The sequence below is a fragment of the Roseovarius litorisediminis genome (assembly GCF_900172295.1).
Classification (GTDB): Bacteria; Pseudomonadota; Alphaproteobacteria; order Rhodobacterales; family Rhodobacteraceae; genus Roseovarius; species Roseovarius litorisediminis.
This window is the reverse complement of sequence record NZ_FWFL01000013.1, coordinates 1-22,038: the sequence shown is the minus strand read 5'-3', so window position 1 is coordinate 22,038 and position 22,038 is coordinate 1. Positions and strand designations below refer to the sequence as shown.

Annotated in this window: 21 protein-coding genes; 10 read left to right on the top strand and 11 right to left on the bottom strand. The window is 57.8% G+C overall.

Annotated elements, in window-relative coordinates; all coding sequences use genetic code 11:
• Window positions 1-65 precede the first annotated feature (65 nt).
• Together PEL8287_RS18215 and PEL8287_RS18210 are read right to left on the bottom strand one after the other, a co-directional pair.
• Window positions 66-1,106, bottom strand: coding sequence for an ABC transporter substrate-binding protein (locus PEL8287_RS18215; protein ID WP_085893873.1), 1,041 nt, complete (start codon window positions 1,104-1,106; stop codon window positions 66-68).
• A gap of 90 nt (window positions 1,107-1,196) precedes the next feature.
• Entirely contained in the window at window positions 1,197-2,528 is a 1,332-nt protein-coding gene (locus tag PEL8287_RS18210) for an NAD(P)/FAD-dependent oxidoreductase (protein ID WP_085893872.1), read from the bottom strand.
• A 140-nt stretch (window positions 2,529-2,668) separates the two neighbouring features.
• Here PEL8287_RS18210 and PEL8287_RS18205 point away from each other — a divergent pair, with 140 nt between their 5' ends.
• Window positions 2,669-3,562 (top strand): LysR family transcriptional regulator, encoded by an 894-nt coding sequence (locus tag PEL8287_RS18205; RefSeq protein WP_085893871.1) that lies wholly within the window; start codon window positions 2,669-2,671, stop codon window positions 3,560-3,562.
• A gap of 53 nt (window positions 3,563-3,615) precedes the next feature.
• Here PEL8287_RS18205 and PEL8287_RS18200 read toward each other — a convergent pair whose 3' ends face one another.
• The 4 genes from PEL8287_RS18200 to dctP form a co-directional block, all read right to left on the bottom strand.
• The gene (locus PEL8287_RS18200; protein WP_085893870.1) at window positions 3,616-4,398 is read right to left on the bottom strand and encodes an alpha/beta fold hydrolase; all 783 of its coding nucleotides are present in this window, start codon (window positions 4,396-4,398) and stop codon (window positions 3,616-3,618) included.
• On the bottom strand, window positions 4,374-5,675 hold the full coding sequence (locus tag PEL8287_RS18195) for a TRAP transporter large permease (protein ID WP_085893869.1): 1,302 nt from the start codon (window positions 5,673-5,675) through the stop codon (window positions 4,374-4,376). The genes PEL8287_RS18200 and PEL8287_RS18195 overlap by 25 nt, the downstream gene beginning before the upstream one ends.
• Window positions 5,675-6,184 (bottom strand): TRAP transporter small permease, encoded by a 510-nt coding sequence (locus PEL8287_RS18190; protein WP_085893868.1) that lies wholly within the window; start codon window positions 6,182-6,184, stop codon window positions 5,675-5,677. Before PEL8287_RS18190 ends, PEL8287_RS18195 begins: the two co-directional genes overlap by 1 nt.
• A 77-nt stretch (window positions 6,185-6,261) precedes the next feature.
• The gene (dctP, locus tag PEL8287_RS18185; protein ID WP_085893867.1) at window positions 6,262-7,254 is read right to left on the bottom strand and encodes a TRAP transporter substrate-binding protein DctP; all 993 of its coding nucleotides are present in this window, start codon (window positions 7,252-7,254) and stop codon (window positions 6,262-6,264) included.
• Window positions 7,255-7,497: 243 nt separating this feature from the next.
• Between dctP and PEL8287_RS18180 the strand changes: the two genes are divergently transcribed.
• Window positions 7,498-8,382 carry a LysR family transcriptional regulator gene (locus tag PEL8287_RS18180; RefSeq protein WP_085893866.1) on the top strand — a complete coding sequence of 295 codons (885 nt, stop codon included), beginning with the start codon at window positions 7,498-7,500 and terminating at the stop codon, window positions 8,380-8,382.
• Between the two features lie 143 nt (window positions 8,383-8,525).
• On the opposite strand, the gene PEL8287_RS18175 is transcribed toward PEL8287_RS18180, so the two are convergent.
• Together PEL8287_RS18175 and PEL8287_RS18170 are read right to left on the bottom strand one after the other, a co-directional pair.
• Window positions 8,526-9,812 carry a DEAD/DEAH box helicase gene (locus PEL8287_RS18175; protein ID WP_235862337.1) on the bottom strand — a complete coding sequence of 429 codons (1,287 nt, stop codon included), beginning with the start codon at window positions 9,810-9,812 and terminating at the stop codon, window positions 8,526-8,528.
• Window positions 9,813-10,116: 304 nt separating this feature from the next.
• Complete coding sequence (locus tag PEL8287_RS18170) at window positions 10,117-10,956, bottom strand: CE1 family esterase (protein ID WP_176228694.1); 840 nt, start codon at window positions 10,954-10,956, stop codon at window positions 10,117-10,119.
• A 174-nt stretch (window positions 10,957-11,130) separates the two neighbouring features.
• On the opposite strand from PEL8287_RS18170, the gene PEL8287_RS18165 reads away from it, so the two are divergent.
• The 6 genes from PEL8287_RS18165 (at window position 11,131) to PEL8287_RS18145 (ending at window position 15,607) form a co-directional block, all read left to right on the top strand.
• On the top strand, window positions 11,131-11,544 hold the full coding sequence (locus PEL8287_RS18165; protein WP_085893909.1) for a Fur family transcriptional regulator: 414 nt from the start codon (window positions 11,131-11,133) through the stop codon (window positions 11,542-11,544).
• A gap of 112 nt (window positions 11,545-11,656) precedes the next feature.
• Window positions 11,657-12,547 carry a cation diffusion facilitator family transporter gene (locus PEL8287_RS18160; protein ID WP_085893864.1) on the top strand — a complete coding sequence of 297 codons (891 nt, stop codon included), beginning with the start codon at window positions 11,657-11,659 and terminating at the stop codon, window positions 12,545-12,547.
• 63 nt (window positions 12,548-12,610) lie between these two features.
• Window positions 12,611-13,504 (top strand): DMT family transporter, encoded by an 894-nt coding sequence (locus PEL8287_RS18155; protein ID WP_085893863.1) that lies wholly within the window; start codon window positions 12,611-12,613, stop codon window positions 13,502-13,504.
• Between the two features lie 113 nt (window positions 13,505-13,617).
• Window positions 13,618-14,892, top strand: a complete 1,275-nt coding sequence (gene eno / locus PEL8287_RS18150) for a phosphopyruvate hydratase (RefSeq protein WP_085893862.1) — start codon at window positions 13,618-13,620, stop codon at window positions 14,890-14,892.
• 109 nt (window positions 14,893-15,001) lie between these two features.
• Window positions 15,002-15,163, top strand: coding sequence for a hypothetical protein (locus PEL8287_RS20120; protein ID WP_176228693.1), 162 nt, complete (start codon window positions 15,002-15,004; stop codon window positions 15,161-15,163).
• An 18-nt stretch (window positions 15,164-15,181) separates the two neighbouring features.
• On the top strand, window positions 15,182-15,607 hold the full coding sequence (locus PEL8287_RS18145; protein WP_085893861.1) for a cupin domain-containing protein: 426 nt from the start codon (window positions 15,182-15,184) through the stop codon (window positions 15,605-15,607).
• Window positions 15,608-15,659: 52 nt separating this feature from the next.
• Here the strand turns inward: PEL8287_RS18145 and pgi are convergent, their stop codons facing one another.
• Genes pgi through zwf form a run of 3 tightly spaced genes read right to left on the bottom strand, consistent with a single transcriptional unit; the run spans window position 15,660 to window position 19,395 of the window.
• The gene (gene pgi, locus PEL8287_RS18140; protein WP_085893860.1) at window positions 15,660-17,264 is read right to left on the bottom strand and encodes a glucose-6-phosphate isomerase; all 1,605 of its coding nucleotides are present in this window, start codon (window positions 17,262-17,264) and stop codon (window positions 15,660-15,662) included.
• Window positions 17,265-17,272: 8 nt separating this feature from the next.
• The gene (pgl, locus tag PEL8287_RS18135) at window positions 17,273-17,944 is read right to left on the bottom strand and encodes a 6-phosphogluconolactonase (RefSeq protein WP_085893859.1); all 672 of its coding nucleotides are present in this window, start codon (window positions 17,942-17,944) and stop codon (window positions 17,273-17,275) included.
• Entirely contained in the window at window positions 17,941-19,395 is a 1,455-nt protein-coding gene (zwf, locus tag PEL8287_RS18130; RefSeq protein WP_085893858.1) for a glucose-6-phosphate dehydrogenase, read from the bottom strand. The genes pgl and zwf overlap by 4 nt, the downstream gene beginning before the upstream one ends.
• A 172-nt stretch (window positions 19,396-19,567) precedes the next feature.
• On the opposite strand from zwf, the gene PEL8287_RS18125 reads away from it, so the two are divergent.
• Entirely contained in the window at window positions 19,568-20,521 is a 954-nt protein-coding gene (locus tag PEL8287_RS18125; RefSeq protein ID WP_085893908.1) for a radical SAM protein, read from the top strand.
• A gap of 140 nt (window positions 20,522-20,661) precedes the next feature.
• Window positions 20,662-21,810, top strand: a complete 1,149-nt coding sequence (locus PEL8287_RS18120; protein WP_085893857.1) for a M24 family metallopeptidase — start codon at window positions 20,662-20,664, stop codon at window positions 21,808-21,810.
• Window positions 21,811-22,038: the final 228 nt, after the last annotated feature.

Below are 22,038 nucleotides of genomic sequence, written 5' to 3'. Positions count from 1 at the left end.
TGGGTCTTCCTTCAGTCGTGTCGCGGGCCATTGCAGGCCCGCGACAGTTGCGTGGACGGATCCGATTACTCGGTCAGCATTTCCTGATACATCTCATCTGCGATGGTTTCCCACTTGGCGTACCATTCCAGTGACACGGGCAGTTGCATTGCTGCATTGGCCGGAGAGGAAGGCAGGCCAGCGGCGACCTCGGCACTGATTTCACCGGTGTCATAAGCGGCCTTGTTGGTGGGGCCATAGGTGATGTATTTCGGCAGGTCGTCCTGATACTCGGCCTTGGAAATCTCGGCGAGGAACTCCATCGCCGTATCTTTGTTGGGCGCGCCTTTGGGGATAGCGAAACAGTCATAATCCAGCAGCGCCTGATTAAAGCTGTATTTCACCTTGCCACCATCCTTGGCGGCATTGTCAAAGCGCCCGTTCCAGCCGGTGGTCATGTCAACCTCACCGTCTTTCATCAACTGCGCATGTTGCGCGCCCGAGCTCCAGAATACGTCGATATTCGGTTTAAGCTCTCGGATCTTGTCAATCGCGCGTTCAATCCCTTCTTCGGAATCCAGCACCGTGTAAACATCTTCGGGGGCGACGCCGTCAGCCATCAGCGCCGGTTCAAGCGCGCCGGCAACCTTGTTACGATAGGCGCGCTTGCCGGGGAATTTCTCGGTGTCAAAGAAATCCGCCCAGTTTTGCGGACCGGCATCGCCATAGGTTGCCGTGTTCCAGGCATAGACAGTCGAGAACACATCGCCACCGACGCAGAATTCGGATTTCAGCGTGGGATAGAAGGTCGAGACGTCAATTATCGAATAATCCAGCGGCTCCAGCAGCCCCTCGGCCCCGGCGCGCGCGGCCGAACCTGATCCGCTGGCCACGATATCCAGCGATACCGCCCCCGAAGACACCTGCAGGCGCACATCGGACATGCCGCCATAGGTCTCCTGTTTCACGATGATGCCGGTATTGGCTGCCGCCGGATCAAACAGGGCCTTGCTTTGGGCCTCTTGATACGAGCCGCCCCATGAGGCGATCGTCACTGTTTTTTCCTGCGCATAGACCGCTGTTCCCAACAGCGACGCCGCCAGTGTCAATCCTAGTGTTCGTTTCATATCTTTCCTCCTTGTTGTAGTTTTGCTGCCCATCGGGCAAGCCTTGTTCGCCTGTTTTTCGTCCGCGCGGTTTGGCGTATTGCCGCCCGGTTATGCCTGATCATTCAGGGCCGCCGCGCGTCTGCGCTGGCGTTCGTCCTGGTGACGATACCATGCCACGGCGGCGGGCAGAAACCAGGGGTTGCCGGTATAAAGCGGCCGCGTCGGGTTTTGCAGCCCGTCGAAGGCGGTTTGCCCCTCGGCATGCCCCAGCACCTTTTGCCCCAGCCGCTTGCCCAGATAACTGGCCATTGATACGCCCGACCCGCAATAGCCCATGGCGTAATGCACCCCGTCATGCACACCGGTGTGGGCCAGCTCGTCAAATGTATAGGCAACCCGGCCCATCCACGAATGGGTAACGCGGTAGGGGGAAAGTTGCGGAAAGATGCGGCACATGTCGGCAAAAAGTTTCGGCCCGCTGATGGTGGTATTGGTTTCATTCGCCGACACCCGTCCGCCAAACAGCACCCGCTGCCCATCGGGCGAGGGGCGGTAGTAATAGACCACCTTGCAGGTGTCGCTGGCGATGCGGTTTGTGGGGAAAAGCTCGGCCATCAGATCGCTTGGCAAAGGCTCGGTCGCGATGACATAACTGCCGATCGGGATCACCCGGCGTTGCAGCCATGGCGTGATTCCGGTGGTATAGCCGTTGGTGGCCACAATCACGTCACGGGCGCGCACCGGGCCTTTTTCAGTGGTCAGATGAAAGCCGCTTGCGTCGCGGGCAATGTCCGTGACGGCACAATGTCCAACCACATGCGCGCCCGCATCAAGCGCCGTCTGCAAAAGACCCCGGTGATACTTCGCCGGGTCCAACGAGGCGTGGCGCGTAAAGACAACGCCGCCGTGATAGCCATCCGAACCCAGCTCAGTGCGCTGATCGGCACGCGGTACGACAAACGACTCGATGCCTTCGTTCTTGCGCAGGGTATCAGAATCGCGGGCCAGTTCCTCGTAATGGCCGGGCGTATGGGCGGCATGATAGCGGCCATTGCGGCGGAAATCACAGTCGATGCCTTCGGCCGTAACAAACTCCTCGATCCACTCAAGCGCGGTTTCGCCCTCTTGCCGGATCGCGCGGGCGCGCGCCGCCCCATATTTCGACGTCAGTTTTTGCAGGCTGGGTTTGATGCTGGTGCTGATCTGGCCGCCGTTGCGGGTGCTGCATCCCCAGCCGGGGTCTTGCGCGTCCAACACCAAAGTCGACCGCCCGCCGCGCGCAGTTTCAATCGCCGCCTGCATGCCGGTATAGCCCGAGCCGACAATGGCCACATCAACGGTCTGCAGCGGCGCGGTGGGCAGTGTCGGGGAAACCGGCAGATCCTCCAGCCAGTACGAACTGTCTTTGCAATCCGGCGTCAGGACCGAACGTTCCGTCATGTCATTCCCCCAAACCTAACTATTAAACCCTGTCTGCGCAGGCGGTCTTGAATGTTGACGATAGGAAGGGGATTTGATTTAATCAATTTAAATTAAGTTATCCTCTTATTCGATTTACTTATACAAAGATCCCTGCCCGCATGCCGATGAAGCTACGCCATCTGGAAGTGTTCAACGCGCTGTTCGAAGCGGGATCGGTCTCGCGTGCAGCTGAGCGGCTCAACCTGACACAACCTGCTGTCAGTATTGCGTTAAGCAATTTTGAGGCCAAACTGGGGTTTCGCCTGTTTCACCGGGAACGCGGATTTTTCGCACCCACCAACGAGGCGATGATGTTGCATGATGAGGTAGTCCAGGGGTTAAGGGCAATCTCTCTGGTCGAACAGCGCGCAGACGGCATCCTGTCGGGTCAGACCGGCGGTGCCAGCATTGCCACCAACGGTGTACTTGCCTTTAATTTCTTACCATCGCTGCTGGCGTCTTTTCATGACGAAAATCCCAATATAAGCGTTGAGGTAAAAGTGCATTCCTCACGACAGATAGCCTCTTGGGTGGCAAGCCATCAGATTGACATCGGCCTGATTGATCTGCCCGTGCCGGTCGCGGGCCTGGACGCGGAAATTTTCGAATTCGAATGCGTTTGCGCCCTTCACAAGAACGATCCGCTTGCCGAACTGGATATAATTCGCCCGCAATCTCTGGCTGGGCGATCGGTTATAAACATTACCGGTGACCATTTGATCGATCATCAACTCGATACATTGCTGGCCGAAACCAATACAGTGATCACGCGCAACGCCAGTGCCTACTATTTTGCGATCGCCCGCAATCTCATTTCTGTCGGCAAATATGTTGCCATTCTTGACCCGATCAACGGCAAGATCGATCTGCACGATGGTGTCGTCTGGAGACCTTTCCGGCCCCGTATAAAAAATCAGATTTCGGTCATCACCGCAAAAGGCCAACCGCTTGGGAAAGCCGCCGTCGAAATCCAGACCCGCATTCGGAAGGCGCTGCAGGCTTTTACCATCTGACGGCTTTCAATAAATCTCACGCGGGGCCTTGCGGCAACCGATGCACCCCGCCCCTAGCTCAGGAAATCTTCCAGTACAGCGTGAACCAATCGCGGCTTCTCCAGGTGTGCGGCATGAGACGTACCAGGTATGACAGCCAGGTTTGCATCTGAAATTTTCTGCCATAACGTTTCAATCTGGGCCCAACGATAGGACCGGTCCGTGTCGCCCCACAGGATCAGCGTGGGCATAGCTATCTTTTCAAGCTGAAGACGCCCGTCCCAGTTTTCCATTGCGTCAAATGCCTGAAGCGCTGCGTCTTGTGACGCACACTCACCGATGCTCGTCAAAATCGGCATTCCAGAGGCTTTTTCACCCTCGACAAGCCACGTGGCACCGATCCGGCGGATCGTCTTTTCCACCCCGTCCGCAAGCAGGCGTTCACGCGACTGCATGATGGTTTCAAACCTGTTGGGCATGACGCCCAATGGACCGGTTCCGTAAAGAACCAGGCGGTCAATCCTGTCGGGAATTTTGGCCGCGATCGCCTGAACGATCATACCGCCCATCGAATGCCCCAACAGCGTAAATGACTTGATCTCCAGACTATCCAGAAAGTCGATCACATAGTCCGCCATTCCTTCGATACGATCACATCCCGGCAACGCGCTGGCATCTCCGAAACCCGGCAGATCAGGGGCGATTACATCGTGGGTCGCGCTGAAATGTGCGATCTCTGCTTCCCATTGCGCAGACCCGCCAAGGAATCCGTGAACAAGTACCAGAGGTTGACCCGATCCTGCACGACGATGCGGGGCCGGCTGCACCCTGATCAATTCATCTGTTCGGGCAGCCATAGTGCGACCTCCGGAGCAAAAATGAGGATGGCGATCAGCAGAACCATCGCACCAATAAACGGCAGGCAGCCCATGATCACATCTCCGATCGTGACCTCATCTCGACTGATGGCCTGTATGACGTATAAGTTGAGCCCCACCGGCGGTGTCAGCACCGCAATCTCCATCGTGATGGTGTAGACAACCCCGAACCAGATCAGATCGAAACCGGCCGCGCTCATCAGCGGATAGATTGTCGGCAAGGTGATAAAGGTCATCGAGACCGGTTCAAGGAACATCCCCAGAATGATGTAGAACACCAGAACAATAATCAGAACCGTCGTTGATGACAGATCGAAAGACAGGAACAGTTCGGTGAACTGCTGAGGTACACGGTAGTAGGTCAGCACAAAACCAAACAGTACGCCGGCCGACAAAAGCAGGCCCAGATACCCCATAGTCCGCATGGTGGCAAAAATTGCATCCTTGAAGCCCTGCCAGGTCAACCCGCCGACACCAAAGGCAAGTACAACTGTCAGCAGGCTTGCTACCGCAGCGGCTTCGGTTGGCGTGGCAATCCCGGCATAGATTGCCACGGTAATCACCAGTCCGATCAAAACGACCGGGCCGACAGTGTTGATGATCATCAAAAAAGGCATCTTTTTCGAGTCTTCGCTGCTGGGAATGTCTTCGGGATACAACATGCCCCAGATCAGCACGACCACGACAAAGCCTGTGACCAGAATGATCCCCGGAATGACGCCCGCAATGAACAGATCGCCGATGCTCTGATCCGTAACGATCCCGTAGAACAGCAGGATCAGGCTGGGCGGGATCAGCACCGATAATGTGCCACCCGCAGCCAGAACACCGCTGGACAGGCGTTTCCCGTATCCCAGACGCAGCATCTCAGGCAAAGCCACGCCGCCGATTGTCAGCGCCCCGACCATCGACGAGCCGCAGACCGCACCAAAGCCGGCACTGGCGCCAATGGATCCATACGCTGCCGAGCCCTTGATCCGTACACCCTGATGCAGGAACTGATACAGATTGGGCCCTATATTGGATTTCCCTATGAGCTCCCCCAGGAAGACAAATAACGGCACCGCGAGAAGGATGTAATCAATCCAGACGCCCCAAAGCTTCAACTCGGCAGACACCACAGAGGTATTCCAACCCTGAATCTGCCACAGAAACGGCATCGCAGCCCCGGCCAGAGCAAAGGGAATTGGCAGGCCAATCACGATAAACAGCATCAAAAGGCCCAACAGGCCCAGTCCGACGGTATACCATTCCATTATATTTCCCCCGATACCGCGGGGGTTCGGATCAGACGGATCAGACGCAGCGCGGCGTAGATTGAAAAGATCACAAGCGCAAAGGCGCCCGGTGCCCAGAACCAGAAACGAGGCAAGTGCAGAATTTCCGAGGCAACGCCCGAATTATATGAGCGGATTGTTGCGCTCACCCCCGCGTAGGAAAAGAACGCCCCTACCCCCAGCATCAGGATATGATTGATGACCTGAAAGATCTTTTGAGCCCCGGCGCTCAGACGGTCCGTGGCCATGGTAACCTTGGGAAACGCATCTTCGCGCATGGCGTATGCAAGTCCGGCAAAAGCCACGGGAAAAAGCAACAGCGCAGTTGCCTCGGTCACCATCCGGTCCGGTTTTCCAAGCCCGTATCGTACAAAGACACCATAGGAAATCCAAAGCATCTGGACCACAACAATGGCGGCCCCTAGCCCGGCCAACCAGACTACAAACCGGTCCATAATGCCCAGAAGACGGTCAATTGTCTCATTCATGGCGCACCCGTGATTTTTTTGAAAGAAAAGCCGTGGTCCCCGTCGTGTCGGGGACCACGTAGTATAAGCGCCCTGCGTTATGGGGCGTGCTTGGCCAGCAGGTCGCGGATTTCACCAGCCAGTTCGGCACCACATGCCTCATCAGCCTTGGCGTCCCACTGGTCTCTGACACTGGCGATCAGGCTCGCGCGCTGCTCGTCCGTGATTGATACGGCGGCACCGCCGCCTTTCATCACGGCATTGCCAACCTGCTGGTCGACCCAGTCTTCGTAAAGCGGCTGCAACCATGTTTCGGTCTCAGTGGCAGCTGCATTCAGCGCAGCCTGTTCTTCGGCTGTTAAAGCGTCAAACTTATCTTTGTTTATCATATAGTTGACGTTACCATAGAACAGATTGGCGTTGACCATATAGGGCATCACTGTCCAAAGCTTCCAGGAACTGTAGGTCGCAACACCCATGTTGATGCCGTCCACCACACCGCGTTCAGCGGATTGAAACACCTCTTTCGGGGCTACGAATACCGGCTCGCCACCCCAGGTCTCGATCATCAGACTGACCAGCGGCCCGATCGAACGTACAAGTTTGCCGTCAAGCTTGCCAAGATCAGCGATCGGCTCTTCGAACCACCATTCCTGATCATAGGTGTAGTTAGAGTTGAGCAACGGAACCAGATTGACCTTGGCGGCTTCGTCGCGGACCAGATTGGCGTAAGCGCTATCCAGTTCGATCTGGTTTTCCAGGCTGATCTCAGCAGGATAAAGCGAGGTCATCGCATAGCAGGGAAGACGGTTGTCCGCGTTGATCCAGCTAATATCCGAAACACCGCCCTGAACTGAATCGACACCCTCAGACCAGCCGTGCAGCGTCGCTGACGGGAAAATTTCCACCTTGACGCTTCCGTTGGTTTTCTCCGCAACTTGGTCAGCAAAGTGCTGAAAGCCCTGATACCGGATATCCGCCTCATTGACGTAAGTGGACAGGCGAAGTGTTGTTTCGGCTTGGGCGCCGGTTATTGTTGCCGCAACGGTCAATGCTGCCGCCGCGGTTGTGCATTTCCATGATTTTTTCATTCTCTACTCCCTGTTGTGAGTGGGATTGGCTGACCTTTTGATTTCATCAGCGCCCTACCCTTGTAATTGCTGTGGTTGGTTTCGTTACAGCAACGCGCATTTGCTTTTGAAACGTGCTATCCAACCCCATAGTCAGATTACTTCTGGTTTTCGCAAGTAAGCCAATTCAAACATGGCATATATTCATGCCAAACTTGCATAATTTATATTATTCAATAGGTTTCATGATGAAAGGGGACGAATATGGACATTAAATGGCTTCAAGATTTTGTCTGCCTTGGCCGTACGCTCAACTTTTCGCGCGCGGCCGAAGAAAGAAACATCACCCAGCCGGCCTTTAGTCGCCGCATCAAATCCCTGGAAAACTGGCTGGGCGTGCCACTTATCAGAAGGTCGACATATCCGGTCCAGTTGTCAGAAGCTGGCATTCTGTTTTTGCCCGTCGCTCAGGAAACGGTTAACAACTTGTCGGACACCCGGCAAAGCATCCGAGGCACAGAATTCGGAAGAACCGCTTTCCAGCGGATCGCGGTCCTGCACACGATTTCTGTAAACTTTCTGACCAAACGCGTAAAAGAACTTGAGAACGAACTGCCTAACCTGCGTGTTCGCGTCTTTTCCGATTATCTGGCCACGTGCTGCCAGCTGTTTTCCGACGGCACCTGTGATTTCCTACTGTGCTATCGGCACAAGAATGGCGCTCCTTTTTTCGACGAAGACCTGGTGGCGCGAAAAGACATAGGCGTTGAAAAACTGATTCCGGTTGCAGAAGCAAATGCCGCTGCCGAAGGCGGTTGGGATATTTCCAGCAAGGATGTCAAGAACATCCCCTACCTAAGCTATGATCCGGCCAGTTACCTTGGGACAGTTGTCGACCAGATTATCGGAACGCGACAACCTCCTTTGGTTCTGCGATATATGGATGCTCATGCCGAAGCCCTAAAGCGCAGCGCCATTGATGGTAGCGGTGTGGCTTGGCTGTCCGAGCGCGTTGTCGCGGATGAATTGGCAAGCGGAAAGCTGGTCTGCGTTGGCGGGCCGGAGTGGCAGACGGATCTTACTTTATCGCTGTTCAGTTCATTGGACCGGCTGGACAAGACAGGTCAGCTATTCTGGGAAACTTTGTAGCAGGTGCGCTTGCCGCGCGCTGCGGACCAACGGTCGAAAGGCAATACCCGGAAGATCTGAAGCGCCCCGGTTTGCGCGCATGCCATGCGAAAACCCCGCCAGAATTGACGGGGTTCACACATTTTTATTTTTACGAAAAGACTTTAGGCAGCCTTGTTGGGACGCCGGTTGCGCGACCGGCGGCGTTTTTGCCCCTCGCTGCCCGGTTTGCCATCCTGTCCACCACCGGGACGCCCTCCGCCGGGGCGGCCACCACGACCCCGATTGCCCCCAGATTTCGCCTTGGGACTTGGCAGCACTTCCCAGGGACGACCCGAGGCAACGGGAATCGAAACACCCATGGCCTTTTGAATATCCTTCAATTCCCCCATTTCATCAGGGGCGCAAAAGGCAATCGCCGCGCCATCGCGCCCGGCGCGCGCGGTCCGGCCAATGCGGTGGACGTAGTTTTCGGCCACATTGGGCAGGTCAAAATTGTAGACGTGTTTGACGTCCGGAATATCCAGACCTCGGGCGGCCACATCGGTGGCCACCAGCACCTTGACCTGACCATCCCGGAACGCTTTCAGCGCCCGGTCGCGTTGTCCCTGGCTTTTGTTGCCATGAATTGCGGCGACCGAATATCCGGCAGATTCAAGTTTACGTGCCAGCTTGTCAGACCCGTGTTTGGTCCGGCCAAAAACCAGTGCCAGTTCGTTACGGTGTTTACCCAGCATTTCGATAAGCAGGCCTGGTTTTTCAGCCTTGGCAATAAAATGCACCTCTTGGGTGATCTTGTCGGCAGCCTTGCCCGGGGGGCTGACCTGCACCTTCTTGGGGTGGGTCAGGTAGCTGGCTGCGATCTCTTCCATCTGCTTGGGCATGGTGGCCGAAAACAGCATGGTCTGACGTGTGGCCGGGATCAGCCCGGCAATCTTGCGCAGAGCGTGGATAAATCCAAGGTCCAGCATCTGATCGGCCTCGTCCAGCACCAGAAACGTCGTCGCGTCCAAACGCAGCGCGCGCCGGTCCAGAAGGTCCAGCAGACGGCCCGGCGTGGCCACCAGAATATCTGTGCCCCGCTCCAGCCGTTTGATCTGGGCGTTGATCGACATGCCGCCAACCACAACACCGATCTTGATCGGCGTGTCCTTGACCAGCGGGAAAAGTGCGTCGCGGATCTGCCCCGCCAGTTCCCGCGTCGGCGCCAAAATCAGGCTGCGCACGGATTTCGGCGACGGGCGGCCGGGTTCTTCCATCAGTTTTGTGATCAGCGGCAGACCAAAGGCAGCCGTCTTGCCGGTGCCGGTCTGCGCCAGCCCGATCACGTCATGCCCGTTCAGCGCATGCGGGATCGCATGGCTTTGGATCGGGGTCGGCTCACTAATGCCCATGGCTGTCAGTTTCTTGACCAGCGGGCCGGGCAGGCCCATTTCTTCAAATAGATTCAACTTCATATCCTTTGGCAGCACAAAGCTTTTGCTCCATGCCAATACGGGCACCGCTGGTGCGGACCCGCTTTCGTGGTTGCGCCTGCATCCTGACAAAGAACAGCATGTCCTCCGCCGATCAGACGTTTGGCCCCACGCGTGATTTTGGGATCATTCGACGACATTTCTATTCTTGGGCTGCCATTTCTTTGTTGGCGGCACTGCTCACGCGGCAGGAAATATCGGTTAAGCGCTACATGGGTGGCGCGCGCCTCAAAGTCAACCGGCAAATCGAAAACCACTTATTTCAAAGGTGCTTAATGGGTCATTCCCCGGATTGTGTGGCAAATATCTTCCAGGCCCGCCGGATATTGGCCACCCGCATCTGATGTTTTCCGGGGAAAAGACACAATTCCAGCAGCCTGCCCGTGCTGTTCTGTTGCCGGTCACATTTCAGGTCTCCGGTTTGGGTGGATCGCCGGGGCGTGTAGGTGCCGTGACCGACCATAAGACTGATAGCGCGGGTCACGTCACCCTGATGCGAATCCTTGAGCAGCCGCCCCTGCAAGGGCACGATCGTGTCTTTCGTACCGTGATAATGGATCAGGTTTACCGGGCCAGAGGGACACCTTTCAGGAAGCGGTTCCCAGAATGTACCCGACATCGGCACGAAACCCAGATAGGCCTGACCCCGGTTGCACGCCAGATTCCACACCATCATCGCACCCGAGGAAAACCCCGCCACCATCACCCGCGTCCGGTCGATATCGAAACGCCGCACCGCATCATCGATCAGCGCATCGAAATATTGCAACTCGTCCACGCCTGGCGCGGCGTCGACACTTGGCACGCCAGGGATGTTCCATTCGGGTCCCGACGCCTGCGCCGCAATCAGCGCCACACCGGGATCGGCGGTCAGCGCCAGCAGGGCCTTGTTGTGCATGACATTGGCGGCCTTGCCCCGATAGCCGTGAACAAACAGGATTGCCGGAATCGGGGCTGCCCCTTCATTGCCCTCCGGCAGGGCGATGCGATATGTCCGGTCGCCGATCATACAATCTGTCGTCATTCCGCAGGCAGCGACGCGGGTTGCTGTCAGAACGGCGATGACAAAAAGCATCATGGCAAGACAGGCGGTGTGACGCGGCACCTTGTTTAATGGCACGGTTCGGACCTCCATTCTTGCGAAAATGAAACGGCCACTAAAAATATTAGCACAGATCGGCTGAAAAATCGCCCCGGACCTGCCCACCAAATGATCCCCGGCGTCACAACAAAGCGGTGGAAATCTGTTGCCGTTGCCGTTATCCAACGCCACGACGAGCCAGCGAGACCACAGATGCCCGATACAATCTCAGACCGTTGCGAGGCCAAGGGCCTGCGCATGACCGATCAGCGACGCACCATCGCAGGCGTGCTGGAGGAATCTGACGACCACCCGGACGTAGAAGAGCTGTACGCGCGCGCATCCGGGCGTGATCCACGAATTTCGATCGCCACGGTTTATCGCACAGTCAAACTGTTCGAAGAGGCAGGCATTCTGGACAAGCTGGAATTCGGCGACGGCCGCGCCCGCTACGAGGATGCCGAGCGTGACCACCACGACCACCTGATTGACATGAATTCGGGCGAGGTGATCGAATTTGTTGACCCCGAGATCGAGCTGCTTCAGGAAAAGATCGCTGAAAAACTGGGTTACAGGCTGATCGGTCACCGGCTGGAGCTTTACGGCGTGCCGATCAAGAAAACCTGATACACTGGCGCAGGTGGTATCCATTCTCAATTAAAAGTCAGAAACTTGCGCGCCGTTCTTCGGGGCGCTAGACCCCAAGCGGCAAGAGTACAAGAGTAACGGAACAGACGTTGTGACTCAGGTGATGAAACTGGCCGTGGGCAGCCTGATAATCGGGCTGGCGGTAATGGCGTTAAAGGTTCTGGCGTGGTGGCTGACCGGATCGCTGGCGCTGATGTCGGACGCGCTGGAAAGTCTGGTGAACGTGGCCACGGCCCTTGCCGTGATCTTGGCGTTACGGGTGGCTGCCCTTCCGGCCGATGCCAACCATCCTTATGGCCATCACAAGGCCGAGTTCTTTTCGGCTGTTCTTGAAGGTGTCCTGATCGTCATCGCGGCCCTGTTCATTCTGCGCGAGGCTTATAGCGGATTTTTCAATCCCACTCCCATCGCCGCGCCAACCCTGGGCCTGCTGATCAATGCCGGGGCCGGCGCCATCAACGGCTTCTGGGCCTGGATTCTGATCACCCGGGGGCGCAAACAACGCTCGCCCGCGCTGGTGGCCGACGGCAAACATCTGTTGACCGACGTAATTTCATCCGGCGGCGTGTTGCTGGGCATCGGACTGGCGCTGCTTACCGGCTGGTGGGTACTGGACCCGGCGCTTGCGGCGCTGGTGGCACTGAATATCCTTTGGTCAGGCTGGGTTGTCATCTGGCAATCGTTGAGCGGTCTGATGGACGAATCTGTCTCCGACGAAACGCTGAACGAGGTCCGCCGGGTTATTTCGGAAGAGGGCTTTGGCGCAGTCGAGGCGCATGATCTGCGTACACGTCATGCCGGCCGCGTCACCTTTATCGACTTCCACCTCGTGCTCCCGGGCGAAACAACTGTTCATGATGCGCATGAGGTCTGCGACCGGATCGAGGCCGCGCTTTGCGATGAAATCCCCGGCGCGCGTGTCACCATTCATGTCGAACCGGAACACAAGGCCAAACACAACGGCATCGTCGTGCTGGATTAAACGCGCTGGCGTCTTCTTTCAGGGTGGTCTAACCCGGCACAGTCAACGGGCCGGGAGCCAGATATGGAAAACATTCGTGGCATCCTTCTGGTGCTTGCGGCCATGGCCGCCTTTACCGTCGAGGACATGTTCATAAAACAACTGTCGACTACGGTACCGGTCGGTCAGATCCTGATATTCCTGGGCGTGGGCAGCGGGTTCATCTTTGCCACACTGGCCATTCTGAACCGCCACCGATTGTGGGCGCGCGCGGCTTGGCGCCCCCTGATGCTGATGCGCGCCGCAACCGAGGCGATTGCCGCAGTCAGTTTCGCCACCTCGCTGTCACTGGTTGATATCTCGGTGGTGGCGGCGGTCTTTCAGGCAACGCCGCTGGCCATTACCATGGGGGCCGCCCTGTTTCTGGGCGAAGACGTTGGCTGGCGCCGCTGGACGGCGATCGGGCTGGGCTTTGCCGGTGTTCTGCTGATCATAAGGCCGGGTCTTGAAGGGTTTGAACCCGCCGCTCTGCTGGTGCTGGTGGCGGTACTGGGTGTTTCAGCGCGTGACCTGATCACGCGGCGTGTGGACTCCGCTGTGCCGTCAACTGTTGTTTCCTTTCAGGGCTTTGCCGTGTTGGTGCCCGCGGGGGCTGCCCTGCTTCTGTTTGGCCCCGGAGCGCCCACGGCCCTTGCCGGGCCTGAGGCAGCGATGATGGCCGGGGGCGTGCTGTTTGGCGCACTTGGATATTACGGCATTGTTAGTGCGATGCGTGTTGCGGATGCTTCGGCAGTGACACCCTTCCGGTATTCGCGGCTGATCTTTTCACTGCTGGTAGGTGTGATTGTCTTCCACGAGCGGCCCGATGCGCTGACCCTTGCCGGGGCAACGCTGATCATTGCTACAGGGCTTTATACCTTCCTGCGCGAAAGGCAGCTGGCCCGGCGTTTGGCGCCCCCCTGCCCGCGCCGCGGATGACTTGCGACAAGACGCCCGTGTAAAATCTGCCTGTTAGCGCGAGCGCCCCTTTTGCTTTCCCTGTCAAACTTGCTATGGGACGCGAAACGTAATTTCTGCCGAGGACATAGGACATGAGCACAATCATCGACATTCACGCCCGCGAAATTCTGGACAGCCGTGGCAACCCGACGGTCGAAGTAGACGTTATTCTGGAAGACGGCACAATGGGCCGCGCGGCTGTGCCCTCGGGGGCCTCGACCGGCGCACATGAGGCGGTCGAAAAGCGTGATGGCGACAAATCGCGTTACATGGGCAAAGGCGTTCTTGAGGCCTGCGCCGCCGTCAACGGAGAGATTGCCGAAGAATTGCTTGGTATGGACGCTTGTGAACAGGTTGCCATCGACATGGCGATGATCGAACTGGATGGCACCGTCAACAAATCCCGTCTGGGCGCCAACGCCATTCTGGGTGTTTCCCTTGCCTGCGCCAAGGCTGCGGCAGATTTTTCGGCGCAGCCGCTTTACCGTTATGTCGGCGGAACCTCGGCCCGGGTTCTGCCGGTGCCGATGATGAACATCATCAACGGCGGCGAACATGCCGACAACCCGATAGACATTCAGGAATTCATGATCATGCCTGTGGCGGCCACCAGTATCCGCGAGGCGGTGCGCATGGGGTCCGAGGTATTCCATACCCTGAAAAAAGAACTTTCAGCGGCCGGCCTGTCCACTGGCATCGGCGACGAGGGCGGTTTCGCACCGAATATTGCCTCGACCCGTGAAGCGCTGGATTTTATCCTCAAATCGATTGAAAAAGCTGGCTACAAACCGGGTGAGGATATTTATCTGGCTCTGGACTGTGCCGCAACTGAGTACTTCAAAGATGGCAAATATGTCCTTGCCGGAGAAGGAAAATCCCTGACATCAGAAGAAAACGCCGCCTATCTGGCAGCGCTTTGCAACGACTATCCGATCATCTCGATCGAGGATGGCATGTCCGAGGACGACTGGGATGGCTGGATTGCGCTTACAAAAATGCTGGGCGACAAGGTACAGCTGGTGGGTGACGATCTGTTTGTGACCAACCCGACCCGTCTGGCCGAGGGTATCGCGCGGGGCGCCGCCAACTCGATGCTGGTAAAAGTCAATCAGATCGGTAGCTTGACGGAAACTCTTAAGGCAGTTGATATGGCCCACCGCGCGCGTATGACCAATGTGATGTCGCACCGCTCAGGCGAGACAGAGGATGCAACGATTGCCGATCTGGCTGTGGCCACAAATTGCGGGCAGATCAAGACCGGCAGCCTTGCGCGTTCGGACCGGCTGGCAAAATACAATCAACTGATCCGGATCGAGGAACAGCTGGGCGAAACCGCCGAATATGCCGGACGCAGCATTCTGCGCTGATGGGCAAAAAAGCAGCTCGGTTTGACCCGGATCAAACCGAGTTGCCCTGATTGGCATTACATCTTGATGTGAAACGGGGGGGCCCCGGCCTCAGAGATGGAGACTAAAGATGCCAAAATTTCTAAAACTGCTTCTAACTCTTTCCGCAATTGCCTTTCTGGGCGCCTGCGCAGACGAAAAACATTACCCGATTTCAGGCGAGGAATGCAGCGCCGATGACCCGGTACAGGATCTGGATGCATCAATCGCTGATTGCACTCCCAGCGTCTGACGTGGCACTATCGCAGGCGTGACACGCAGCGCTGACGATATCATCAAATTGCTTGATCTCCGCCCCCACCCCGAGGGCGGACATTACCGGGAAACCTGGGTGGCCGAGAGTGTTGGCCGCCCGGCGGGCACTGCTATTTATTTCCTGCTGCGCAGGAATGAGACCAGTCACTGGCACAAGGTGGATGCCACTGAAATCTGGCATTTCTATACGGGCAGCCCGCTGATCTTGTCCCTGTCCGATTCTGACCTGGGACCGGCCACCGATCATTTACTGGGCCCCGATCTGTCCGCCGGGCAACGCCCGCAGCTTATTGTGCCCCCGCATCATTGGCAAAGGGCGCGCTGCACGGGGGATTTTACGCTGGTTGGCTGTACGGTTTCACCCGGGTTTCAGTTCGACGGATTCACACTGGCCGAACCCGGGTTTGATATTCTGCGTTGATGGCGCCGCTCTTTGCGCGCTTGCGGCGAAACCTGTGAGGCCTGATAAGCCCTTATTTCGAACAAATGCGTATGAAATCCACCAGTTGCCGGGTTGAGCCGTCTTTGGAAGCCCCGTCTGCCTTGCCCGTCAGAACGGGCTCAAGCTCGACCGCCAGCACCTTGCCCAGTTCGACCCCCCACTGGTCAAACGAATTAATGCCCAGAATTGTGCCTTCAACAAAAACACGGTGTTCATAAAGCGCGATGATCTGGCCCAGACGGCGCGGACTTAGCCGGTCATAGATCAGCGTCGTCGAGGGGCGGTTTCCGGGGAACACCCGGTGCCGTGCCTGACGCTCCAACTCATCCCCTTCAAATCCCTTGGCGGCCATCAGCTCGCGCGCCATGTCCAGTGACCTGCCCCGCATCAGCGCCTCGGATTGTGCCAGACAATTGGCCACCAGCAGGCGGTGATGATGCGCCAGATTCGGCTCGTGCCCCTTTGCGGCTACCATAAATTCACAGGGCACCACCTGCGTGCCCTGATGGATCAGCTGGTAAAACGCATGTTGCCCATTGGTGCCCGGCTCGCCCCAGACGACCGGGCCGCTTTGGCCTTCAAGCGCGGTGCCATCCATCGTCACACGTTTGCCGTTCGATTCCATTTCAAGCTGCTGAAAATAGGCAGGCAACCGCGCAAGCCGTTGATCATAAGGCAAAACCGCACGGGTGGCATGACCGCAAACCTGGTTGTGCCAAAGCCCGACAAGCGCCAGAAGAACAGGCATGTTCTGCGCTAAAGGCGCCTTTCGGAAATGGGTATCCATCGCCTCGGCGCCAGACAGAAAGTCGCGAAAATTCCTGGGTCCGATGGCGATCATCAAAGGCAGACCAATCGGCCCCCACATCGAATACCGACCGCCGACCCAATCCTCAAACCCGAAAACGCGGCTGTGGGGGATACCAAAATCAGAGGTCTTGTCCAAAGCCGTCGAGACAGCCGCAAATTGTGCCGCCGGGTCGCCCCCGCCTTCCGCCATCCAGCGGCGGGCGGTTTCGGCATTGGTCATCGTCTCGATGGTGGTAAAGGATTTCGAGGCGACAATCACCAGTGTCGTTGCCGGATCCAGCCCTTTCAGCTTGTCCGAGATGTCAGCACCATCCACGTTGGACACAAAATGGCAGCGTGGCCCGTTATGGTAGGGCGCCAGCGCCAGCGTCCCCATCTCGGGCCCCAGATGCGAGCCACCGATGCCGATATTAACTACGTCCGTGATGGCGCCCCCAGCCCCGGCATACCGACCCGCACGCAGATCATCGGCAAATTGCTCCATCCGGGCCAGCGTCTTCAGCACCGCAGGCATGACATCCTGCCCTTCTTCGATCACCGGGGGGCCCGAAAGATTGCGCAAAGCGGTATGCAGCACCGCTCGGTCCTCGGTTTGGTTGATACGCGCGCCGCTGAACATGTCATCCCGACGGGACGCTACTCCGCGCCCCTCGGCCAGCGACAGCAAGGCCTTACGGGCCGCATCGGTCAGATAGGTCTTGGAATAATCGAATAGCATCCCGTCAAACCGGATCGAAAAATCCCCGGGTCGATCGGGATCATCGAACAGCGTCAGCATATCGGTTTTACGCAGCTCAGCCGCGATTTTCTTCAGCTTATCCCACATACCAGCCCCTATTTCGCCCAATGCACAACCGCACCGTCCAGCACGGCCGCAACCGGCGCCTCGGCCGGTTTAAGCTGGCGGGCCCGCTCCAGTGCGGCGCGCTTTTGCTGGCCGGTGATGACGATATGTTTGGACAGGGCTGCATCCAGAACCCGTGCCGACAGGGTAACACGCGCCTCTTCCTCCCCGGGGGCACGGATGGGCACCAGAACCGGCGCACGACGCGCCAAAGCTTCGTCAAGCTTGTCAGCCTTGGGGATCAGCGAAGCGGTATGCATATCCGCCCCCATACCCAGCAGACAGACCGATATCGGCAGGTTGGGGGAAATATTGGCCTCAAGCTCGGGCAGCACGGCCTCGGGTGTTTCGGCTTTGGCGTAAAGCGGCAGATAGCGCGCAGCGGCGGCGCGTCCGGTCAGCAACCGTTCACGCACCAACCGGGTGTTCGAGCGCACATGCACCTCGGGCACCCAACGTTCGTCACTCAGCAGCACATCCACGCGCGCCCAGTCCAGATCGGCCTCGCACAGACCGTCAAAGACCGGTCCCGGCGTGGTGCCGCCGGGCACAACAAAAAGCACCCGATCCTGATGATCAAGCGCCATTGTCAATTCACCTGTCAAAACGTTGGCCAGATCAATCGCCAGCATTTCCTGGTCGGGGTATTCGATGAAATTCATGCCTTGATCTCCCTCCAGCGGCGTCCGTCCCGGTGCATCAGCATCAATGCGTCATCCGGTCCCGAACTGCCTGATGTATAGGCCAGGGGAACATCCCCACGGTCCTGCCAACCCGCGATGATCGGGTCGGTCCAGGCCCAAGCGGCCTCAACCTCGTCGCCGCGCATAAAAAGTGTCTGATTGCCACGGATCACGTCCATGATCAGCCGTTCGTAAGCGTCTGGAAAATCGGCCTCTTCCGGGCCCAGAGCCTCGGCAAAGGTCATGTCCAGCGGCACATCGACCAGACGCATGCCGCCCGGCCCCGGTTCTTTGATGGTCACGCCCAGCTCGATCCCTTCATTGGGTTGCAGCTTGATCGTCAGGATGTTGCGGTGATTTCCCGCCTCGGGGCCAAAGATCGAATGGGGCGTGTCCTTGAAAACAACGGCAATTTCACTGGCGCGTTCGCGCAGACGCTTGCCGGTGCGCAGGTAAAACGGCGTCCCCGCCCAACGCCAGTTGCTGATATGCAGTTTGAGTGCGACAAAGCTTTCGGTGGTACTGTCACGGTTTTCAACCTGATTGCGATAGCCAGGCTGGGTACCGTCGCCTTCGTACTGGCCGCGCACCAGATCATCTTTTTCAACCGGATCAAGTGCACGAATGACCTTGAGTTTTTCATCACGCACGGCGTCGGGATCAAACTTGGCGGGTGGCTCCATCGCAATCAGGCACAAAAGCTGCATCATATGGTTTTGCACCATATCGCGCATGGCGCCCGATTTATCATAGTAACCGCCGCGATCACCGACACCCACGGTTTCAGCCACGGTAATCTGGATGTGGTCCACGTATTGGCTGTTCCAAAGCGGCTCAAACAGCATATTGCCAAAACGCACCGCCATCAGGTTCTGCACAGTTTCCTTGCCCAGATAATGATCGATCCGGTAAATCTGACTCTCGTCAAAATGCTGGGCCAGACCCCTGTTCAGATCCCGCGCACTTTCCAGATCGCGACCAAAGGGCTTTTCCACCACGATGCGGCTTTGCGCATCCGCCATCCCGTGTTTGTGCAGACGTTTGGCCAGATCGCCAAAAAGGCCCGGCCCGACCGAGAAATAAAATGCGCGGATGCGATCATCTGTTACCCGCTCTGCCAGTTCTTCCCAGCCTGTATCGCCCTTCGCATCAACAGTGACATAGCCCAACATGTCCAGAAAGCTTTTCAGCTTTTTCTTCTGTCGCGTCTCGTTGCCCCCGAAATCGGCAATCGCTTCGCCGACAAAGGCCCGGTATCCGGCATCATCCAACTCGCTGCGCGCCGCACCGATGATACGGGCCTCAGGCTCGATCTGGCCGGCAACGAACCGCCGGAAAAGCCCCGGCAGAATCTTGCGCCGGGCCAGATCGCCCGTGCCCCCGAAAATCACCAGATCGAAGGGTTCTACCGGAATGACCCTCGAAACCATACGCTTACTCCTGCCCATCTGACGCCACTTGTGCTTGCGTGACGCAAATCAATGTCTAAGTCTAGCATGTCAGGGCGCGTTCACAATGGTGTCAGGGAACCCAACGCAGACCTTCCCTTGCCAGACGCAACAGGATAGGCGAGAAATGGCAGACACCAGAACGCGGGATCCGATGAAAGACTCTGTTTTACCGACAGCCAACGCCGGCAAATTCCAGAATCCAACGGTAACGGCGGACGGGCAGCCGCGCGCCACCGTTCCTCTCCGCGCTCCTGAAACGCTGTGGTTCAATACCGGCACGCTATGCAACATCACCTGCGTCAACTGCTATATGGAAAGCTCTCCAACCAACGATCAGCTGGTCTATATCACCGCCGAAGAGGTACGCAGCTATCTGGACCAGATAGAAGAACGCCAGTGGCCGATCCGCGAGATCGCCTTTACCGGCGGTGAGCCATTCATGAACCCCGAGATGAACGATATGGCCCGCGCGGCCCTTGAACGGGGCTACGAGGTGCTGATCCTGACCAACGCCATGCGTCCGATGATGCGCAAATCGGTGCGTGCGGGACTTGCTGCTTTGGCGGCAGAGTATCGTGACAAACTGACCCTGCGGATTTCCGTAGATCATTGGGACGAGGCCAACCATGACACCGAGCGCGGCAAAGGCACTTTCCAGCGTACGCTGGAAGGCATGGCCTGGCTGCGCGACACCGGTATCCGCATGGCCGTGGCCGGGCGCACCGTATGGAATGAGACCGAGGCGCAATCGCGCGACGGCTATCGCGCACTTTATGAAAAGCATGGCTTTGACATTGATGCGGACGATCCCGGCAAAACCGTGCTTTTCCCTGAAATGGACGAAACCGCCGAGGTGCCTGAAATCACCACCCAATGCTGGGATATCCTGAACAAATCACCCAATGATGTGATGTGTTCCTCCTCTCGCATGGTGGTGAAACGCAAAGGCGCCGACCAACCTGCCGTGCTCGCCTGCACCCTGTTGCCCTACGCGCCCGAGTTCGAGTTGGGTAAAACACTCGAGCAGGCCGAACGTGACGTGGCCCTCAACCATCCCCATTGCGCCAAGTTTTGCGTTCTGGGCGGGGCCAGGTGTTCAGCCTGAAAACGACATAAAACTGCGTTAACTGGCTATCCCAAGCGGTGATGGCCCACCATAATCATCTGTAAACCCCTCGCGGCAAACCTGCCCTTCTTCTTGGCAGAAATACTCCCGCCAGGGGCCTAAACCCTTGAGGAGCCCCCATGCCGCTGCATTTTGACAATCACGAATATACCAACCGTCAGGCCCTTGCGACCCGGGCAGTGGCAGATGCGGGCCTTGACGCGCTGATCATGTTCGCCCCCGAAAGCCATTTCTGGATCTGCGGCTATGACACCTTCGGCTTTGCGATGTTTCAGGCGCTGGTGCTGACGGCCTATGGCGATCTGCACCTGCTCACCCGCCTGCCCGACTGGCGGCAGGCCCAGCTGACCTCGACACTTTCGGACGATGAAATCCATATCTGGACCGAGGTCGAAGGCGCACGACCCACCGATGATCTGCTCAAGCTGCTACAAAAGCTCGGCGTTGCCGGGGGCCGGCTGGGGTTTGAATCCAAAACCGTCGGCCTGACGGATTTCAACGGTCAGATGCTGCGCGCCGCCCTGCCCGATCTGATCGACGCCTCCGAGGTGATCCGCTCTTTGCGCCGCATCAAATCCCCCGCAGAGATTGAAATGCACCGCCGTGCCGCCGCCCTGTCGGATGATGCGATGGACGCAGGCCTTGCCGTCACCGGCCCGGGCGCCTTCGAAGGCGATATTCTGGCCGAAATGCAGGGTGCCGTGTTCAAGGGCGGCGGAGATTACGCCGGCAACGAATTTATCCTCGGCTCCGGCCCCGGCGCGCTGTTGTGCCGCTACTATTCAGGCCGCCGCCATCTGGACCCACAGGATCAGATCACCTGGGAATGGTCCGGCGCCTATGCCCGCTATCACGCGGCGATGATGCGCACCGTGGTGATCGGCAAACCCAACGACCACCAGCGCCACATGCACGCCGCCGCCGTCGACGCGCTTGAGGCCTGCGAGGCCGCCATCCGCCCGGGCGATCCGATGGGCAATGTCTTTGACGCCCACGCCCGCGTATTTGACGCCGCCGGGCTCAACCACGCCCGGTCGCAGGCCTGCGGCTATGCCATGGGGGCGATCTACAATCCGATCTGGGTGGACTTCCCGATGTTCTACCACGGCAATCCGCTGATCATGCAGGAAAATCAGGTGTTCTTCCTCCATATGATCCTGATGGACAGCGATGCCGGGCTGGCGATGTGTTACGGCCACTCCGTTCGGGTCACCGCCACCGGGGTCGAGCGCCTGTCGCGCCAGCCCCTTGATCTGCTTGTGCGCTAAGCCACGGATCAAATTGATCCTGCCCGAATGTCCGGTCCGAGCCGATTCTGTGGAAAAGCAACGTGTTGCTGTTGCAGAAAGTGTGGTTCTGAACAGAGCGCGAGCGCCTTTTCTATCAGGCTTTGCGCGTTTGCTGCGGTGCAGGAAGGATCTTGGCCAGTTTGCGGAGGTTTTGGGCGGTGGCGGCGAGGAGGAATTCGTCATTTGCACCGCATGGGCCGCGTAATC

Coding starts and splice junctions, on each gene's coding strand:
- PEL8287_RS18215 (WP_085893873.1), bottom strand. CDS start 1,106: ATGAAACGAACACTAGGATTGACACTGGCGGCGTCGCTGTTGGGAACA.
- PEL8287_RS18210 (WP_085893872.1), bottom strand. CDS start 2,528: ATGACGGAACGTTCGGTCCTGACGCCGGATTGCAAAGACAGTTCGTAC.
- PEL8287_RS18205 (WP_085893871.1), top strand. CDS start 2,669: ATGCCGATGAAGCTACGCCATCTGGAAGTGTTCAACGCGCTGTTCGAA.
- PEL8287_RS18200 (WP_085893870.1), bottom strand. CDS start 4,398: ATGGCTGCCCGAACAGATGAATTGATCAGGGTGCAGCCGGCCCCGCAT.
- PEL8287_RS18195 (WP_085893869.1), bottom strand. CDS start 5,675: ATGGAATGGTATACCGTCGGACTGGGCCTGTTGGGCCTTTTGATGCTG.
- PEL8287_RS18190 (WP_085893868.1), bottom strand. CDS start 6,184: ATGAATGAGACAATTGACCGTCTTCTGGGCATTATGGACCGGTTTGTA.
- dctP (WP_085893867.1), bottom strand. CDS start 7,254: ATGAAAAAATCATGGAAATGCACAACCGCGGCGGCAGCATTGACCGTT.
- PEL8287_RS18180 (WP_085893866.1), top strand. CDS start 7,498: ATGGACATTAAATGGCTTCAAGATTTTGTCTGCCTTGGCCGTACGCTC.
- PEL8287_RS18165 (WP_085893909.1), top strand. CDS start 11,131: ATGCCCGATACAATCTCAGACCGTTGCGAGGCCAAGGGCCTGCGCATG.
- PEL8287_RS18155 (WP_085893863.1), top strand. CDS start 12,611: ATGGAAAACATTCGTGGCATCCTTCTGGTGCTTGCGGCCATGGCCGCC.
- eno (WP_085893862.1), top strand. CDS start 13,618: ATGAGCACAATCATCGACATTCACGCCCGCGAAATTCTGGACAGCCGT.
- PEL8287_RS20120 (WP_176228693.1), top strand. CDS start 15,002: ATGCCAAAATTTCTAAAACTGCTTCTAACTCTTTCCGCAATTGCCTTT.
- pgi (WP_085893860.1), bottom strand. CDS start 17,264: ATGTGGGATAAGCTGAAGAAAATCGCGGCTGAGCTGCGTAAAACCGAT.
- pgl (WP_085893859.1), bottom strand. CDS start 17,944: ATGAATTTCATCGAATACCCCGACCAGGAAATGCTGGCGATTGATCTG.
- zwf (WP_085893858.1), bottom strand. CDS start 19,395: ATGGTTTCGAGGGTCATTCCGGTAGAACCCTTCGATCTGGTGATTTTC.
- PEL8287_RS18125 (WP_085893908.1), top strand. CDS start 19,568: ATGAAAGACTCTGTTTTACCGACAGCCAACGCCGGCAAATTCCAGAAT.
- PEL8287_RS18120 (WP_085893857.1), top strand. CDS start 20,662: ATGCCGCTGCATTTTGACAATCACGAATATACCAACCGTCAGGCCCTT.